Below are 16836 nucleotides of genomic sequence, written 5' to 3' on the forward strand. Positions count from 1 at the left end.
AACCTCTTAATACGGGTTAGACCAACGGTGGAAAATAAAGTTGTGTTCCGATTGGAATGTGACGAATACTGGCTAACCTATTCACACGGGCTACTTCCATGTAATAGGCTGCATTATGGTAAATTTGGGCACATAACAGCGGCAATGTATCCCCAGCTTTAAAAGTGACTACGTGCGTTAAATCAGGGGATGACTTTTTAGCTAGTTTTGCCTTTTCTTCTTCATCCATATATTGCTCGAAGGCAAGATTTATTTTGGCACGCAGTGCCACACCGCTTGAACTAAACAGAATGTACGAAACCCCCATGGAGGTGAGGCGACCTTTAAAGGATAAATTTCCCCATGTGAGAGTGACAACACTGGGTTGGTGTTGTGTCCCAACATAGCGATAGATCACATTTTTGAGCGCGTCTATTTGTGTATCGACTTTTGATGCTTTGGGCTGCTCAACAACCCCTGTTGCATCAACTAAGATTTCAAAGCTTAATTTTTCGCTCTGATAAGCCTTGTAATCCATCGATGGCGCAATATCACCTTGAGCCTGTCGATTTTTACATTCATTATTTGTATAATTAATGCCTAGATCGTGTTTGAGCGTATTAGGATTGAGCATCACAGTGAACGATCGCTTGTCATCTTGGGCTGTTATCTTGAGCTTTTCTATCATTAGCGTTCTCGAATATCAGTGTGAACTTTATGATGTAATGCTTTAAATTTTGAAGAATTTTCACTCTGATGTGACGATAGTAACGTGTTTGATTGATCGCATGAACGCCGCTTGTCGCTCGTTGCAGTTTCGCTCGATGAAGCGTTACTGGAGACATTTGACTGAATTACCATCTGTTTGACTTCAATTGGCATGGTTACTTACTCCTTATCGCTCGACTAAAACAAAATTCAATTTCTTCTATGGTGACTTCATTTTTAGTCGAGTTAAATGTGTCAACTTTCCAACTGACTGGATAAGCGTTTAAAAATACCCAACTACGACAAGGTTTATGGTTTTCATCGAGCAGATGAACAAGAACTGATTTAGTTTGAATTTTGAATTTGTATTTAAAACAGTTGAGACACCATTTTGCTAATGGAGAAGCGAGTGTTGCTATTCCTCTTTTGACGGTTAGCTTGTTACCTTTGGCTATTTGAGGAAGATAGTAAACTGATGTACTTCCACCTTCGAGATACTCTTCAGTTTCTATTTTTTGCTCAATCCCCGAAACTTCTTGAAAAGCGGTTTCAGAAGAATTATTGCCAATTACCACACTAAAATGAAAGGCAGGGAGGGGCCATTCTTCTTCCATGTAGTTGATCCTGTGCTTGATGAATGCAGCTACCCTCATGCTGATAGCTGCATTTAACGATTACACTGCGATTTCAAGTCCTTCATGGACTAGTTCAATCGTCTCGACAGCCACTTCATTCCCATCTGATTTCAGATCGGTGCCTGTGACTTTGGTTGGCCAAGCATTTTTCAGCTTCCAGCTCATGACCGGGCTGCCTGCTTCATCCAACAAGTTAATGGTGACCGCAGTACGAGCAATGGTATTCATCTTGATTTTGCTATACCACTCGTAGAATTTGTTATCACTTTTAAAAATGCCTTTTTTTAGGGTGATGTTGCTACTTTTGACGATACCCGGCATTTTGATCGTTGAAAATACGGGGCTATTACCCGCGCGATATTCAATCGGCTGAGATTCCGTATCCAAGCCGGAAATTTCTTGAAAAGCGGCGACCATTCCAGCACCGGCTCCACCATCCCATTTGACTTCAAAATGAAATTTGGGCATCGGCCAAACGGTTTCTGATTGGGCTGATCCATCATCTGCCATGGGATTTCTCCTGTTAAGTTAAATGCATTGTGTCCAGAGCTTGTGCCTATGATTTTTGCATTTGTTGCTGGAACGTGATCTCAATAAATTCAGCGGGACGGCTTATCGCAACTAATACGGTAATCCGCAAAATCCCTTCTAAAATATCGTCAGCTGTCATGGTTTTACCTAGTCCAACACTGACACTGTAAGCATCATCGGGGGATGCGCCAGCTAGACCACCACGTTTCCAGATCCCATAAAGAAAGTTACCAATCATGCTTTCCATAGAGACCCACGTATTAGCGACATTAGGCTCAAATACATATGCTTTCGAGGCCAATTTGACAGATTCCTCAAGCATAATCATGGTGCGACGGACATTGATATAACGCCAATCTAAGCTGTTGCCATCCAATGTGCGAGCCCCCCAGACTAGGGTGCCTTCACCAATAAACGGCCGAATCGCATTAATCGATTTACCTTGGGTTGTGACGTTCAAGTCTTCTTGCTCGTCATCGCTGATATTAACAGTCGGCGAGACCACTGCATTTAAACTAACATTAGCCGGTGCTTTCCAGACGCCGCGTGAGTTGTCGACCATGGTGTAAACACCTGCCATGGCGGCCGCAGGGGGCAAAATATTTTGTTGAAATTTGATATCGGCTAAGATTGTTTGATAGATAGGGCTGATGGAAACCAAAATTTTATTAAGCTGTTCTTGTTCGAAATCACTTTGCTCGGTGCTCAACTTAGCGACCTCGTCTAACATCTGCTGCTTTTTCGTCAGTCTGAGTTTGTTACTGCCACTTTTAAGCTCATCTTCAGATAAATTATCTAGATCTTTAAATGCATTGCTGATTTCAAACGTTAGTAATTCAGTTAGTTTGTCGATATTGCTGACACTATGAAAATTTACATCGCTGTCTTGTACAATTGATGTATTTAGCCATGGATAATAAGCGGTAGCGTAATTAAGATAGTTAATACCCAATTTAGAGCGAAATTTTTCGACACAATCTCCATCGGGATGCTGGCGATCTTTAAACCCTTCCCAAATATCTAATATGGCAACTCGGTTTTTCATTTTTCCGCCGCAATGCGCAAGCATTGCTTGCTGAACATTGATACAATCATCTTCTGCTAATTGCACGACCTCGGGAATAACAACCATGGTGGGTTCTTGTTCTTTAATGAGTGGGGTAATCCCAGATTTTAAAACGCCAGCATCTAAGTCATCTTGATAGCTGCCAACAGAGACGATATGACAAGGCCCCCCTCCGTTCTGGAAAAAAAACATCATGCTGTGATAAAGCAAATAGCGGGTATTGGATTGTTTAATTTTGTAAGCTTTGCCATCTTGGCTAAATGCTGTTGATGTTGTAGCATCATCGTCTGCATCGCTGATTTCAAACTGTTGCAATGCAGGCCCGCCAAAATAGCGTCTAAATTCCGACATCGAAGCAATTCGCCATGGCTTGTTATGCAATGATTTACCACCATTGTCTGCTTTTTCTGTATAACCAACAAAAGCAGGGACTGCTGTAGCAACCTCAACAACAGAATTTGGGAAAGCATTTTTCTCGACAATATATACGCCGGGGGTTTTCATGACACCCATGGTGAGATCCTTTATGTGATGAGATATTTAAAAACAACCCATATGGGCATGTTGCCAAACGAAACCACACAGCATACATCTAATTGATTTTATGACATTTTATAAACTGTCCAAATATCGAAATACAATAGTCGTTTGCAAGATCGCTCAAGGGAACCTTTATTGTTTATATTAGTCATTTATCAATATGTCAAGAAAGATATATTTCATAGTTGATAAAATTATTGTTTTTATTTTGACTCATCTTTGATGGGCTTGCTGTTGGTAAGTGACGAATTAATATCTGATTATCTTTTTTTAGTTGAAAATGAAATGGTGAGTGTTCGGCAATCGAGATCGGTTCTAGTGATGTGAACGTGGTCGCCAATTGATTGTTATTAAAAATTTTTTCTCCAGAATATTCAAACTGATGAATATTTTTTGTGTCGGATATAACGCATTGTGGATCAATAAACTCTGAAAAAAAGTAATATTGCCAATATCCCTGATTGGCTTGATAACTAACTGTGATAGAAGAATATTCTTGCGATATTGTTGGCAGAACGCCTTTTATATGAATCCATCCAACCAGATTTTGGCTTAATTCTTTTGGATTAATAGTATCAATCTTATTTGTTAGGGAAATCTGGGTGAGCTCATCGCTGGATAACCAAGCTGTGGGCTGAATCAATTTGGAGGATACTGGATCAGTTAAATCTGCTAGAAAATATGCAGTAGGTAATATTTTTGAAACTATCCCATTGGTGTAATTACGAAAATATGGATCATGACTAAAAATTTTGATGTGTAATTCATTTGTCTCCTGATTATCGAAAAGCTCGGCTAAGCAATCAGGATCACTCAGTAAGCACAATCCTCCCCGAATAGGCCTTATAAGTACTTGGTGTCGCTTTAGCCAAAGTTGGCTGTTTGGGCTGAATTCAAGCTGCAGATTACGGGCCAGTCCATTTATAAAATAACTATGTTCCACCATAATCGACAGATAGTGCTGATAATTAGCCATTAGCTAGGAGACCCACTTAAGTTGAGATGAGGTGCCGTTAACGGCTCAGCTTGTGTTAGCACCGCTTCACTGTTAGGGATAGCCGCCCTTATTTTGTAGACGACTGAAGGAAGATAATGTGTTCCTATCATGCCCCACATGTGGCTCAGCTGTTCTAGCGGAATGGTTTCCATTTCTATGGATATTTGTTCAATTAGTTTGGGCATATCTGGTGAATTATGGCGATTAAATAATGGGTTACGATGAAAAAAAGCTAATAAATGAGAGATTAATTTTAACCCATCTGAGTAGTTCGCCCCGCTAAAAGAAGCGGCAATAACGACTGATAAGCTGACATATAATGGTTTGTTCGTTAGCGCGAGGCGTTGCTGTGGATTTGATGAATAATTTGGCATTTGTTGAGGGAAAGGGTCTCGTTCTAAGTGACTTAAAAAAAGTAATATTTTGTTTTGGATATTTGGCGCTGGTGCGCTGTTCAAATCGGATGGAGGACTAATAAGTACCGCATTTTCAACGGTATGAAATGTGTTTTTGATTGATTGATTCATCCGGATGGATAAGTAGTCTAAACAGGTATAAAGCATTTCTTCCCCCATCATTGCTTCTCAATCGAGAAACTTGTCGCTACTATGTGGTGTTAGTTGTTAAAGTTTAAGCCTTAATTTTGGATCTATCACTAAATGTGAGCTAATTATTCAAAGAAAGTCGGTTTTATGATTGTTGAGTTGCCTACCTGTGCGCTGATAACTCGAAGTCACCTGACTACCCCTTATGGTTTAATAATGCCGACTAGATTCTGGTTGTTATGTCTAACGGTCACATAGTGGCATTTTAAACTCTATTTCTGCTTTTTCCCTTTGTACTCTGTTTTACATTTGGTTTGCCGTTGATGCTTACAAAGACGTCATGACGCCATATGCCAAATACCAATAATTATATGAGTAATGGATTTTTGATATGGCTAAGCGGATGGCGATGCGTATCGGCAAGAAGGCAGCAATCCATGAGGAAACTTCACAAATGCCCCATCATATGATGGAAGTGAAGCAGAAATAGCTGTTTTGGTGAAGTCGAAGCATCAAGAGCAGGGCCACAATGCGGCGTGGCCCTACAGACAGACTGTGATTATTTATAATCACCATGCATGTAACGATAAAACGATGGATTAACCCAAGTTTTGATTGTATTGATGTGGATATTTTTTTCCACATCTTTAATGTGCTCAGCTTGCGCTTTAGCTTTTTCAGGTAACACCATTAACTGCGCTTCGTATTGCCCCATTTCGATCCGGTTTTCCATTAAAACTTTATAACGTTTCATCGGGGTATATGAGCGGTAGAACGGCTGCCACCATGCTTGAAAAATTAATCCTTTCTCATCTTTGCTATCTTTTTTAGCATATCGGTTAATCAAATCCATAAACTCAGCTTTGCGTTGCGGCGTCTTAAATTCAAAGTCGAGATTATATTCTTTGGATGTGGCGACCATTTTGCCGCTTGGCAAGGTGGTGAGAGGGTCGCTTGATTTTCCCCATTTTGCTAAATACAAATAAGCAGATGATTTGGGGGTGAGCTGCACTTTCGGATCAAATCCTTCGGTTCGCATAAGATAGATCAACTGCGTTGCATGTTGAATATTGTCGTGGCCGTAACGCAACATGAGTTTTGGGGAAAAATGAGACAGATCGCTCTTATTAATGACGTTATAACCGGTCGTATACCCTTTATCAATAAAGGAATTTAACAGATTGAGTGTTTGTTTATGTTGGATCACATGTGCGTTTTGCCACGCATAATTGAGTCGCTCAATGATATTCTCGTCATCGACATTGCCGAGGTAATTCTCTGTTGTGTTGAGTTGGTCGGTGACAAAGTTTGATAATTTTTTATTCAAAACTGCTGGATGGTTAAGATCATTGACATTGATTACGTTCATATCAATGAGTAGTGCATCATCTTGCGATTTGCTTTTATGGTGAGTTGCTTTTGCAACTTTGGCTTGATCAAACGTCAATGCCAGTTCTTGGAGCTTAAGTGCTTTGACAGCTTGTTGCGTCGTCATGTCAGCTGCGAGAGCTTGGGTTGCAATTGGGAACATCGTTGCCACAACGAGTGCTTTAAGTAACTTTGAATTCATAACGTTTCCTGTTGGCGTTATGCGGGGGGGACCGCTAAGTGGACAAAATTATCACAGCCGCTGCGAATAGGGATCAAACTACACGCATGCGTCGTTAGGTTGTAAAGGATGAGAGATAGTACACGAAGTATTGGAAAAAGACAGACCAATAACTCGGCTTATGAGTATCACGAACCGTGTCCTATGATGCACTGAATGACTTCGCATCATAGGAATCGTTCATTCTGTGTGAGAGAGAACCTCTCACGAAAAGGTGACTGATTAAGAAACGATTACCTGCTTAATTAGATATCACTTGTGGAGGTTTCTCTAATAGTGACTGGTTCAGTGCTTGTCCACCAATGGGAGAAATGCTGCGGCTGCTGACAGTCGACGACTTGTCCTATCATCGGGGTTAACAGCTGGTATGGCTTATCCAAACTCAGCGCACTAATTTGTTTCAGTGGGTCATCCCAATCATGGTTTGATAACTTAAATTTACTGTTGTGTTGAGGGATAATGGCTTTGGCTTGCAGGTCAATGGCGGCTTGTACCGTTTGCTGGGGAAACATATGCACATCTGGCCAAGCGTGATTATATTGACCGCATTCTAGCAATGCGATATCAAACGGCCCAAGCTGCTCGCCAATCGCTTGAAAGTGTGGGCCATAACCACTGTCGCCACTGAGATAGACTCGCTGTGAGCCTATCAGTGCGAAGGAAGCCCACAGTGTTGGGTTTTTTTTCAACATCCGCCCAGAAAAATGCTGGCTAGGGAGGCACTCGATAGTGACATGGCTGCTGGTTTGGATGCTCTGTTGCCAATCACACTCTTGAATTTGCGCCGGCTGATATCCCCATTGTTGAAGATAAGAGCCTATGCCTAATGGTGTAATGACGTGAGCAACCTTGTAGCGAAGCGCATGCAGGGTTGGATAGTCAAGGTGGTCCCAATGATCGTGGGTGATAAGTAAGTAGTCAATATCTGGAATATCGTTCGGCTGATAGATATTGCTGCCTACAAACGGTCGATTCGTCCTTGGAATAGGTGAAGCGTTGTCGCTGAAGACCGGATCAACTAAAAAGCATAGCCCGTCGAGCTGAATATAGCTGGTGGAGTGTCCCATCCAGATCACAATATTTTGTTCGCGCTGCAACTGATGAAGATTACTTTTGTAGGATGAAACAGGGGTTGCTGGGATAGCACGCGCATTGCGTTGCACTAAAAAGGTGAACAATGCTTTGAGCTCGCCGCCTGCTTTTACGCGTTGGGATGGATGCGCTGCGTTATGAAATTGACTATATCGATGATTCGCCTTGAGGTCTTGTTTGGGCTGAAAAGGCTTTGGAGAACGAAATTGTGGCTTTTTCAACCATTGATAAATTCCTATTCCAATCGTAATGATTAGAAGAACTGCACTTAATATGAGCGTCATAATTAATCATCTCGTTTAATATTAACCTTGACATATAGAACTGATATTGCCGCTTAAGGTGATTTTGTTCAAACAGTTATTCAATGCAGTTATACCTGATGTAAGTGAATGCTGTATGACAGCAGCATTTAGATCGATATAACGCATCGCTGCTATTGCATGGGTGATGCTGAACTGGCCGACTTTAAATATCGCTTTTGTAGCCGCCGTCTTAAGGGGACAACGATGCGTTCTTGGAATAAGACAGCAAAGATTACCGTAGTGCCTAGAAACATCAGGTAACTGAGTATTGATGGTGTTACCGCGCTACCGGCGGTCATACAGTGGAGATGATCCCCTTTGATACAGGCCAATGGTGCACCTCGTAACCAACGGTCTGTAGTTCCCCAGATTGTAAAAAGGGGGATATGGAAGGCGAATATCGGAAGTGAAGCGCCTCCTAGTCGTGGCAACCATCGTTGCAACCATGGTTGGCTAGGTGCTTTAATATGTGCACACAGATAGAGCAAACTCATCTGTATGGGTAATAATAAGCCATTGTGGAGTAAGTAATACCAATAGTTTTTTCCACCATGCGTAAAAAGATACGTGGCGAGTAAAAATCCACTTGAAATCGCGATGAACAAAATAGTTTTTTGTAAGGCAGTTAGTTGAAAATTGTCTCGATGTCTTTCTAAGAAAAATCGATAGGCTAAAATACCTGCTAAAAATTCAGGCAAACGTAGCAGGGGTCCTCGTTGTAATAGCCCTGTGGTTGGCATGCCATAATGGTTGGTAAGCACCGCTATGCATGGTGGAATCAGATACACGGCCCAAATTAATAGCATCCATAATCCGTAACGGCGAACACTCATCAACCTCGGAGCAACCCATGGAAATACTAAATAAAAGAAAAATAGGGCTGAAAGCGACCATAATGGTGCATTAAAGGTTAAAAAATAAGGGTTCCAAGCTTGTAACATAAATAGTTGCAAGAAAATATTAAAAGCCAGTTGAGTATTATCCATTAAATGACGAAAAATCTCGGGGTGAGTTTGGGCGAGTGACTCATGCGTATCATAAATCACAAAGCGCATACTAAAAGTGGCACTCTCTGGCGTGACTGCAAGTAGATGCATATAACCAACCGCCAATACTGAAGCGAGCAACGCCATAATATGAATAGGGTATAGGTTAAAAAAACGCTTACACCAGAAATGATTGGCAGGTTCGCGTAATGTACTACCACGTACATAGACATGGGCGAGTAAAAAACCAGATAAAATAAAAAAGGTGCTCGTGGCAAAAAAGCCCATGCTGGTTAGTTCGCTGAGTCCCCAAAGTTGTTTGATTTGTGGATACCCATGAGCCGTGTGATAGATCATAACATAGCAGCCGAGTATGAATCGAAGCCATTCCAATCCCATAAAGCGTTCTTTAGCCAGAGGCATTGTTAACATGAAGTTGATCCTCATTGGGGATAAATAGTGTCACTCAAGTTCCATGTTGATGAAGTGCTCCAAGCCGTTTTTTAAAAGCCATAGGTTGATTTTTGTTATTGTATAAAATGCCTTCACATAGTTGCAGATTTTTTCGCCAAATTATATATAAGTCATAGCTAGGGTAGGGATTTGTCTCTATCTACTACTTCGCCTCATTTTTAATATACTCAGTAACGACCCGCTAGCCATAGTGGATGATTCGTCCGAATTTTGTTTGATTGATGATGGTTGAGTTCGATCTTTGATGCCACTATTTATCCCTTTCGCTCTGAATCTGGCGAGAAACAGTATATCCATGTAACCGCTCTGTTTGCCATAAATACAGACCTCTTTTATTCGTTTCATTCACTATTCATTTTTATTAAGCAAAAAAATTTTTTTTACTACCAATCTAGTCATTATTGACTATCTTCAATATAAATAGGTGGAAATATCCACTGTTTTAAAAGAACGTATTTTATGTTTTAAGGAGAAAACATGGTGAGACGACTTCCTTTACGCCGGGTGGTGCATTTCCTCGGTTTGATCGTGTTTGCGATCTCTATGAATAGTTTTGCAGAGCAAGCGCCAGATTCAGTTAAATCGATTGTGCCGCAACTTCAATCTTGGGGAAGTGATCCGCAGTTAGTGGCTGCAGTCAAAGCTCAAAATGCTGAAAATTTAAGTTTGGATACGATTAAAGATCGTGATGAAAAGTGGCGTAAAAGCTCAGATATCAGTGCATTGATGAAGGCACTGATGACGAATAATGCGGCCAAACGTTTAATCGAATTGGAAAAAAGTAAGCCATACCTAGTTGAATTGTTTTTGATGGATAACCAAGGCGCTAATGTTGCGATGAGCAATAGAACCTCTGATTATTGGCAAGGGGATGAAGAGAAATTTACCCAAAGTTATCAACAAGGCCAAGGACATGTGTACGTCAGTAAAGTCGAATACGATGAGAGTACTCAAGCCTATTTAGTGCAAGTTTCAGTCCCTGTTATCGACCAAGGTAAAGCCATTGGAGCGCTTACTATTGGAATTAATTTAGATAACTTAGAAGGAATGTAGGTTGGTCAATTTCACAAACCATGATGAGAAAGGGGAGGCTATCGCGTGCTTTTTTTCCGTGATATAGGTTTTCGTTGGAAACTGACAATCCCGATAGGGATTATTATATTGTTTGTATTGATATTGGCGGGTCGGAGTCTGTATTCTGAAAACCAGCAGGCAGAGGCTATTTCAATTGTTACGACTCGAGAACTCCCCTCCTTAAATCTTGTTCAACAAGCTGATCGCGATTTTCATCAAGCTTGGGTTGCCGAACGAAGTTTGTTAATGCTAAAAGTTGGTAGTTCTAATTACCAAGCCATGCAAAAAATGCATCAAGAAAATATCCTTCAAGTAGAACAGCGGATCAAAAAGTTGGATAACTATAACCCACCTGACAAAGTAAAAGAGCTTCTAGCTCAGTTTTGGCAAGTGTATCCAAAATGGCGACAGATGACAGAGCGTATTGAACAAGAACGCTCTACTGATACGCGAGCTGGACGAAGCGTCGCGGTTGCGCTTTCATATAAGGAAGGGGAAGAATTATTTAATCAGTCTCGTGACTATTTGGATCAAATTGCTGCTCTTATTTATGAAGAGGCTAATAGTCGTGCAAAATTATTAGAAGCGATGCATGTTAGTTTTCGTATTGGACAGTTGACGTTAGCCACCATTGCATTAGTTCTTTGTTTATGGCTACTGGTGTTTTTCCCATCGTTGATCACTCGCGATTTGGGAAATATTATCAACCAAATTAAAACGTTGGCCAAAGGCGGTGGTGATCTCACGCAACAAATGGCGATTGCACGTCGTGACGAGCTTGGGCAACTGGGACGCTACCTTGATCAATTTATAAATCAATTGCGTGAATTAGTTAAACAAGTGGTTGAGCACACTCGCGATAGCGGTGACGAAGTGCAAAATATTGGCCAATTATCCCGTCAAGCAAGTACATCTCAAAAAACCCAGACTGAGATGATGAATCAGGTTGCGCAGGCAAGTCGAGAGATGAATCACTCAATTCAATCGATTTCTGATCGTACCAGCGAGGCAGCTGAGCTGACTCAACAAGCTCACCATGATGCGATGCGTGGGCAATCTCAGGTTGAAGTGACCGGCGATAGCATTAAAGTTCTCAATGAAAGCGTGAACAACGCGACAGCTGCGATTTCGCGAATTGAAGAGGTGACAGTTAAAATTGGTAGCGTACTCACAGTGATCAGTGGGATTGCTGAACAAACCAATCTGTTGGCTCTAAATGCGGCGATTGAAGCCGCTCGAGCCGGTGAATCAGGACGTGGCTTTGCCGTGGTCGCCGATGAAGTGCGAGCGTTAGCAAGCAAAACTCAACATTCGACTGATGATGTGAAGGAGATGATTAGTAATCTAGACGACAGCGTGAAGGCCGCCGTTGCAACCATGCAACAAGCCGCTGAGCAGTCGCTACAGACACGAGATTCGAGTGAAGAAACCAAACATGCGATCAATGCTATGATGGTCGCGATGGTTGGCGTCAAAGAGATTGCGGGACAAATCGCTTCTGTCACTGATGAACAAAGTCATAGTGCAACCCAGATGCAACACTATATTACAGACATGGAAGCGCTAGCTCAAGATAGCTTAAATCAATCATCCAATGTGGAACAAGCGTGTAGCAAACTGGTGGCAATGTATCATCAGCTCAATGCGTTAACTGGTAAATTCAAGGTGTAACGATCAAGCTATCTATAAAGGTAATAATCACTTCTCGGTATCCAGGAACTTGACCAGGTCAATGCCACTCTTTATCAAATGGCTGATCTGAGGGATATTTTCCTGCATATAAAAATGCCCTCCCTGAAATTCGTGCTGATAAAATGCTCCGGTGGTTCTCTCCTGCCACTGACGCATGTCATCCGTCGTCGCAGGGATATCCCGATCGCCTCCCAAAGCAAAGATGGTCGTCCCTTCAAGTTTTTTATCTGGGGACAATCGGTGGGTTTCAATCGTCGTCAGATCCGCCCGCATGATCGGCAGGAGCAAGCTGCTGAAATCAGGATCGCTGAGCAGTTCCGAATTCTGCTCGCCAAATTTTAATAAGGCATGAATCAGATACTCATCATCATACCGATGTAACATCTCTTTATCCGGACGATGTCCGGGCGCTTGGCTTGATAGAAAAAGCGTATCCACGGATATCCCTTTGCGTTTCAGTTCAAACGCCAGCTCGAAAGCCATCACGGCCCCATGCTATGGCCCATCAGCGACAGAGAGAACCCCGGCTCAGCCTCAATGACATGGGCGATTTCCAGCACGTAATTCGACAGACTGGTGATCAACGGTTCTCTCATCCGGTCCTGACGCCCCGGATACTGAATGGAAAAAACCGCAATATCCGGCGATAACGCGGCGGATAACGGCTGAAAATAATTCGCTGCGCCTCCGGCATGAGGCAGACAGATCAGACAACGTGCTCCCGGTGGTGCGGCATGGTATTGGCGCACCCAGTGCTTACTTTTGATATTCAGTTTCATCATCAAGCCACAGTTGGCGACAAGCATGAATACCGATTCACAAAATCATTGAGCATCGTTTCTTTGCATCGCATTTGTTTCAAAATTTCAGGATCGAGTTCGGCCACAACGACACCGGGTTCACTTTCATGCGCTTCTGCAATCAGATTGCCGTAAGGCCCCCAAATCGCACTGGCACCGCAAGCGGGCCATCCCCCCGTGGTACCGACATGATTCGACATCAGGACATACATCGTATTGTCGAGCGCCCGGGCCGGCATCCAGATCCGAGATTCATGATAACCGTTCCCCTGACTGAACAAGGCACTCACCAGATAAGCATGGCAGCCGTCGACCGCCGCGGATCGCGCATGTTCTGCAAATCCTGAGTCATAACAGATGGCAAGCCCCAGTTTCCATCCGTCAATATGCAGAACGCCGGCTTCACTGCCCGGAGTAAAGAAATCCGCTTCGCCACTGAAAAGCGCACGCTTATGGTAGTCCATGATGCGCTCCCCCTGTTCATTGAAACACACCGAACTAATGTAGACCCGATCCGCCTGCCATGTCGCCGCACCGACGATCGCCGTCACACCGGACTCGCGACAAGCAGCAGCGATGGGTTCAAGCCGTTCATCATGCGGACTGATTGCATATGCTTCAGGATTTGATTTGATCAGATCCGGCTCGTAACCGCTGAGAAATTTTTCCGGCAGCAGGACGACTCTGGCCTCTTGTTCCGCAGCTTGCCGGATCAACGCGACGGACTGACGGACATTGGCACGAATATCCCCCGCATATGGCTGCGCCTGCGCAACAGCTACCCGCAATGTTTTGTCCGGATATGGTCTCAATTGACTTTCCATATTTGCATTCCTTTGAAAAAAGCCGACACGACAACGTGTCGGCTGATCGTAAATCAAAATGTCACGAACTAAAACATGCACTTGACTAAAACAATGTGTACTTGACTAATTCAGCGACCTTTTCAGGTTGTGTCCGCATGAAATAGTGCCCGCCTTCATTCAGTTCGATCAAATGAATGTCCATTGTCACACGCGTCCAGTGCTTATACCGTTCGATATAGCCTTCCGTCGCCGGATCATCTTTCGAAATTACCAAGGATCAGGGCGGGATCGCACTTTGTTAGCGAATATGATCTAATATCGGAAAGCCCTCATTCATTCAGCCATTTTGAACCTAATAGAACATCTATCTGTAGTCAAAGATACTCGCTCAGACATTAATCAAAAACAGGACCTTATCGACGTCATGTTCCTCGTTATCAGCGCCATCGCATCGAGGTGTGAAGGTTGGCAAGATATTGAACTATATGGCGAAGAAAAACTCGACTGGTTGAGAAAGTATCGTCCATTTGAAAATGGTATTCCACGTTGACATACCATCGCACGCATCCTGCGTTCAGTCGTTGCTGAGTCGTTACTTGAAGCGTTTGCTTGTTGGATTAACGAACAAAGAACTAGCCAAAATAAGCCTGTCATCGCATTTGATGGAAAAGTCCTACGTGGCTCGTACCGAAATGACAGCAAAAAAGCGTTACAGCTGGTGACCGCTTATGACACTGAGCGTGGTCTCGTTTTAAGCCAGAAGCCGACAGCGACTAAAAATGGTGAGATCAATGTTGTGCGCCAACTGCTTGATGTTATTCATGTAAAGGGCAGTATCAATTACTATTGATGCGCTGCATTGTCAGCGAGAAACCCTCGATAAAATTGCAGAGAAAAAGGCCCATGTTGTGATCCAAGTGAAAAACAACCAACCGAAACTCAGAAAAGCGGTTGTGGAGAAATTTCAAGCCGTTTTCGACGCCGGAAAAGAAAAAATCGTTACTGAAATCAAAGAAAAACATCATGGTCGCCAAGAAGAACGATATGTATTTCAGTTAAAAGCAATACTACCCGAAGGACTTGCTCAAAAATGGCCGACGATACGAAGCATTATTGCCGTAGAGCGCCATCGAAGTATCAATGGAAAAGGCAGTATAGACCCCCTAGCTATAAAGCCACATGGATTTGTAGCTAGTTCCTATTCTCATCCATGTTTAAACGTCGATGTAACGCACTACTTTCTTTTAAGTCAATGCCTTTCGCAATCTGTGATTTGGTTAGCTTATACAGACAAGACGTCATAGCGCGCCATCCAAAATTTGACAACGATATCAATTATGACAATTAGACTGATTATCAAAGTGCTTTTTGATGGCCGTCAACAACTTGGTGAGATTGTTCATGAATAGTGGTTGGTAACGATATGTTGATGTGTATCTTTGATTGTCTTCACTCACAAATTTCTTGCAATAGGAATAAGCCATGAGATGGATTAAAAATTTAGCGCCACTGCTGGTTGCTATCGTGATAGCTGTCCTTCCGGCCCCAGCAGGGCTTGATGCGTATGCATGGCGATACTTCGCTATTTTTATCGGATGTGTAGTGGGGCTTATTTTCGAACCGCTACCGGGTGCGGTCGTAGGGTTGATAGGGGTTGTGCTAATCGGACTATTGAATCACTGGGCGTTATTTTCTCCTACGCAACTGGCAGACCCGCATTTTCATGCTGCGAAAGCTGCCTTCAGCTGGGTGGTGTCAGGATTTACTAACGGGACTGTTTGGTTAATCTTCGGTGCATTTATGTTTGCACTTGGCTATGAAAAGACTGGGCTGGGTCGACGTATCGCACTTTGGTTGGTTAAAACAATGGGAAAACGTAGTCTTACCCTTGGTTATGCCATCATGATTGCAGATCTGATTTTAGCTCCTTTTACGCCATCCAATACAGCTCGCAGCGGTGGCACCATATTTCCAATTATTCGTAATCTTCCCCCTTTGTATGATTCTAATCCTGACGATGAAAGCCGTAAACGCATTGGGACTTATCTGATGTGGACTGCAATTGCGACTACATGTGTGACCAGTTCAATGTTTCTAACCGCACTGGCGCCTAATTTACTAGCAGTAGCTCTGACTGAGTCTGCAACGGGCATTGTGATCAGTTGGAGTGATTGGTTTTTAGCCGCTGGCCCTGTGTGCGCACTCCTTTTATTGTTGGTCCCTTTACTCAGTTACTGGCTGTGTCCACCTGAAATTAAATCAGGCTCAGCGGTCTGTGAATGGGCTGGCAAAGAATTGGTGCAGATGGGAAAATTGAGCCGTAATGAGTTGTTGTTACTCTGTTTTGTCGTGATGGCTCTGCTGTTATGGATTTTTGCGGGGCAATATATGGCGGGAGCTCTAGTAGGGCTGCTGGTCGTTATTTTGATGTTAACCTGTAAAATTTTAACTTGGGACGACATCCTAAGCAATAAATCAGCTTGGAATACACTGGTGTGGTTTGCAACATTAGTTGCGTTAGCTGGTGGCCTGAGTAAGGTTGGATTTGTAAAATGGTTTGGCCAGCTGGTGGGAAGTCAGATCGGGGGGATGAATCCAACCATGGCCATGTTGGTCTTAGCGTTGATTTTCTATTTATTGCACTATTTATTCGCCAGTGTCACCGCTCATACAACAGCGCTATTGCCGGTTATTTTGGCTGCAGCTTCTGGGATACCGGGGCTTAATATGCATATGTTTATCTTTTTGCTAATGCCGATGTTAGGTCTGATGGGGATTATTACACCTTATGGGACGGGGCCTAGTCCTGTCTACTACGGCAGTGGTTTTATTCCTGGGCCATTGTGGTGGAAGTTAGGTGCAATTTTTGGCACGCTTTATCTAGTTGTATGGTTAGGACTTGGTCTCCCGTGGTTACACGTGGTGTTTTAACGTGGTGACGGTTCTGATGGATGACTTGATAGGGTTCAGATGAAGTCATTCACGCCATCTGAAATT

General features: G+C 43.0%; 14 protein-coding genes and 2 pseudogenes. 4 read left to right on the forward strand and 12 right to left on the reverse strand.

What is annotated here, in order from left to right; translation table 11 throughout:
• Nucleotides 1-16: 16 nt before the first annotated feature.
• The 10 genes from ABUE30_RS01070 to ABUE30_RS01115 all read right to left on the reverse strand — a co-directional run bounded on the left by ABUE30_RS01070 (nt 17) and on the right by ABUE30_RS01115 (nt 9425).
• Complete coding sequence (locus ABUE30_RS01070) at nt 17-667, reverse strand: CIS tube protein (RefSeq protein ID WP_408621836.1); 651 nt, start codon at nt 665-667, stop codon at nt 17-19.
• Nucleotides 667-861 carry a DUF5908 family protein gene (locus tag ABUE30_RS01075; protein WP_408621837.1) on the reverse strand — a complete coding sequence of 65 codons (195 nt, stop codon included), beginning with the start codon at nt 859-861 and terminating at the stop codon, nt 667-669. The genes ABUE30_RS01070 and ABUE30_RS01075 overlap by 1 nt, the downstream gene beginning before the upstream one ends.
• A gap of 2 nt (nt 862-863) precedes the next feature.
• Nucleotides 864-1301: a phage tail protein gene (locus tag ABUE30_RS01080; RefSeq protein WP_408621838.1), complete on the reverse strand. Its 438-nt coding sequence runs from the start codon at nt 1299-1301 to the stop codon at nt 864-866.
• Nucleotides 1302-1361: 60 nt separating this feature from the next.
• On the reverse strand, nt 1362-1832 hold the full coding sequence (locus ABUE30_RS01085; protein ID WP_408621839.1) for a phage tail protein: 471 nt from the start codon (nt 1830-1832) through the stop codon (nt 1362-1364).
• 46 nt (nt 1833-1878) lie between these two features.
• Nucleotides 1879-3432 (reverse strand): phage tail sheath family protein, encoded by a 1554-nt coding sequence (locus tag ABUE30_RS01090; protein ID WP_408621840.1) that lies wholly within the window; start codon nt 3430-3432, stop codon nt 1879-1881.
• Between the two features lie 190 nt (nt 3433-3622).
• Nucleotides 3623-4435: a hypothetical protein gene (locus ABUE30_RS01095; protein ID WP_408621841.1), complete on the reverse strand. Its 813-nt coding sequence runs from the start codon at nt 4433-4435 to the stop codon at nt 3623-3625.
• Nucleotides 4435-5019, reverse strand: a complete 585-nt coding sequence (locus ABUE30_RS01100; RefSeq protein ID WP_408621842.1) for a DUF4255 domain-containing protein — start codon at nt 5017-5019, stop codon at nt 4435-4437. Before ABUE30_RS01100 ends, ABUE30_RS01095 begins: the two co-directional genes overlap by 1 nt.
• 541 nt (nt 5020-5560) lie before the next feature.
• Nucleotides 5561-6571, reverse strand: a complete 1011-nt coding sequence (locus ABUE30_RS01105; RefSeq protein ID WP_408621843.1) for a hypothetical protein — start codon at nt 6569-6571, stop codon at nt 5561-5563.
• A gap of 284 nt (nt 6572-6855) precedes the next feature.
• Nucleotides 6856-7986: an MBL fold metallo-hydrolase gene (locus ABUE30_RS01110; protein WP_408621844.1), complete on the reverse strand. Its 1131-nt coding sequence runs from the start codon at nt 7984-7986 to the stop codon at nt 6856-6858.
• 152 nt (nt 7987-8138) lie between these two features.
• The gene (locus ABUE30_RS01115; protein WP_408621845.1) at nt 8139-9425 is read right to left on the reverse strand and encodes an acyltransferase family protein; all 1287 of its coding nucleotides are present in this window, start codon (nt 9423-9425) and stop codon (nt 8139-8141) included.
• 519 nt (nt 9426-9944) lie between these two features.
• On the opposite strand from ABUE30_RS01115, the gene ABUE30_RS01120 reads away from it, so the two are divergent.
• Nucleotides 9945-10520, forward strand: coding sequence for a PDC sensor domain-containing protein (locus ABUE30_RS01120; protein ID WP_408621846.1), 576 nt, complete (start codon nt 9945-9947; stop codon nt 10518-10520).
• Nucleotides 10521-10565: 45 nt separating this feature from the next.
• Nucleotides 10566-12212 (forward strand): methyl-accepting chemotaxis protein, encoded by a 1647-nt coding sequence (locus ABUE30_RS01125; protein WP_408621847.1) that lies wholly within the window; start codon nt 10566-10568, stop codon nt 12210-12212.
• 27 nt (nt 12213-12239) lie between these two features.
• Here ABUE30_RS01125 and ABUE30_RS01130 read toward each other — a convergent pair.
• Together ABUE30_RS01130 and ABUE30_RS01135 are read right to left on the reverse strand one after the other, a co-directional pair.
• Nucleotides 12240-13039: pseudogene (locus tag ABUE30_RS01130) on the reverse strand (thioesterase II family protein).
• The gene (locus ABUE30_RS01135) at nt 13015-13857 is read right to left on the reverse strand and encodes a carbon-nitrogen hydrolase family protein (protein ID WP_408621848.1); all 843 of its coding nucleotides are present in this window, start codon (nt 13855-13857) and stop codon (nt 13015-13017) included. Before ABUE30_RS01135 ends, ABUE30_RS01130 begins: the two are co-directional and overlap by 25 nt.
• A gap of 328 nt (nt 13858-14185) precedes the next feature.
• Between ABUE30_RS01135 and ABUE30_RS01140 the strand changes: the two are divergent.
• Nucleotides 14186-15000, forward strand: a pseudogene (locus ABUE30_RS01140) (ISAs1 family transposase); the annotation flags it as partial.
• Between the two features lie 321 nt (nt 15001-15321).
• Complete coding sequence (locus ABUE30_RS01145; RefSeq protein WP_408621849.1) at nt 15322-16770, forward strand: anion permease; 1449 nt, start codon at nt 15322-15324, stop codon at nt 16768-16770.
• The last annotated feature ends 66 nt before the right edge of the window (nt 16771-16836 follow it).

The sequence above is a fragment of the Celerinatantimonas yamalensis genome (genome assembly GCF_046054155.1).
GTDB classification, from domain to species: Bacteria; Pseudomonadota; Gammaproteobacteria; order Enterobacterales; family Celerinatantimonadaceae; genus Celerinatantimonas; species Celerinatantimonas yamalensis.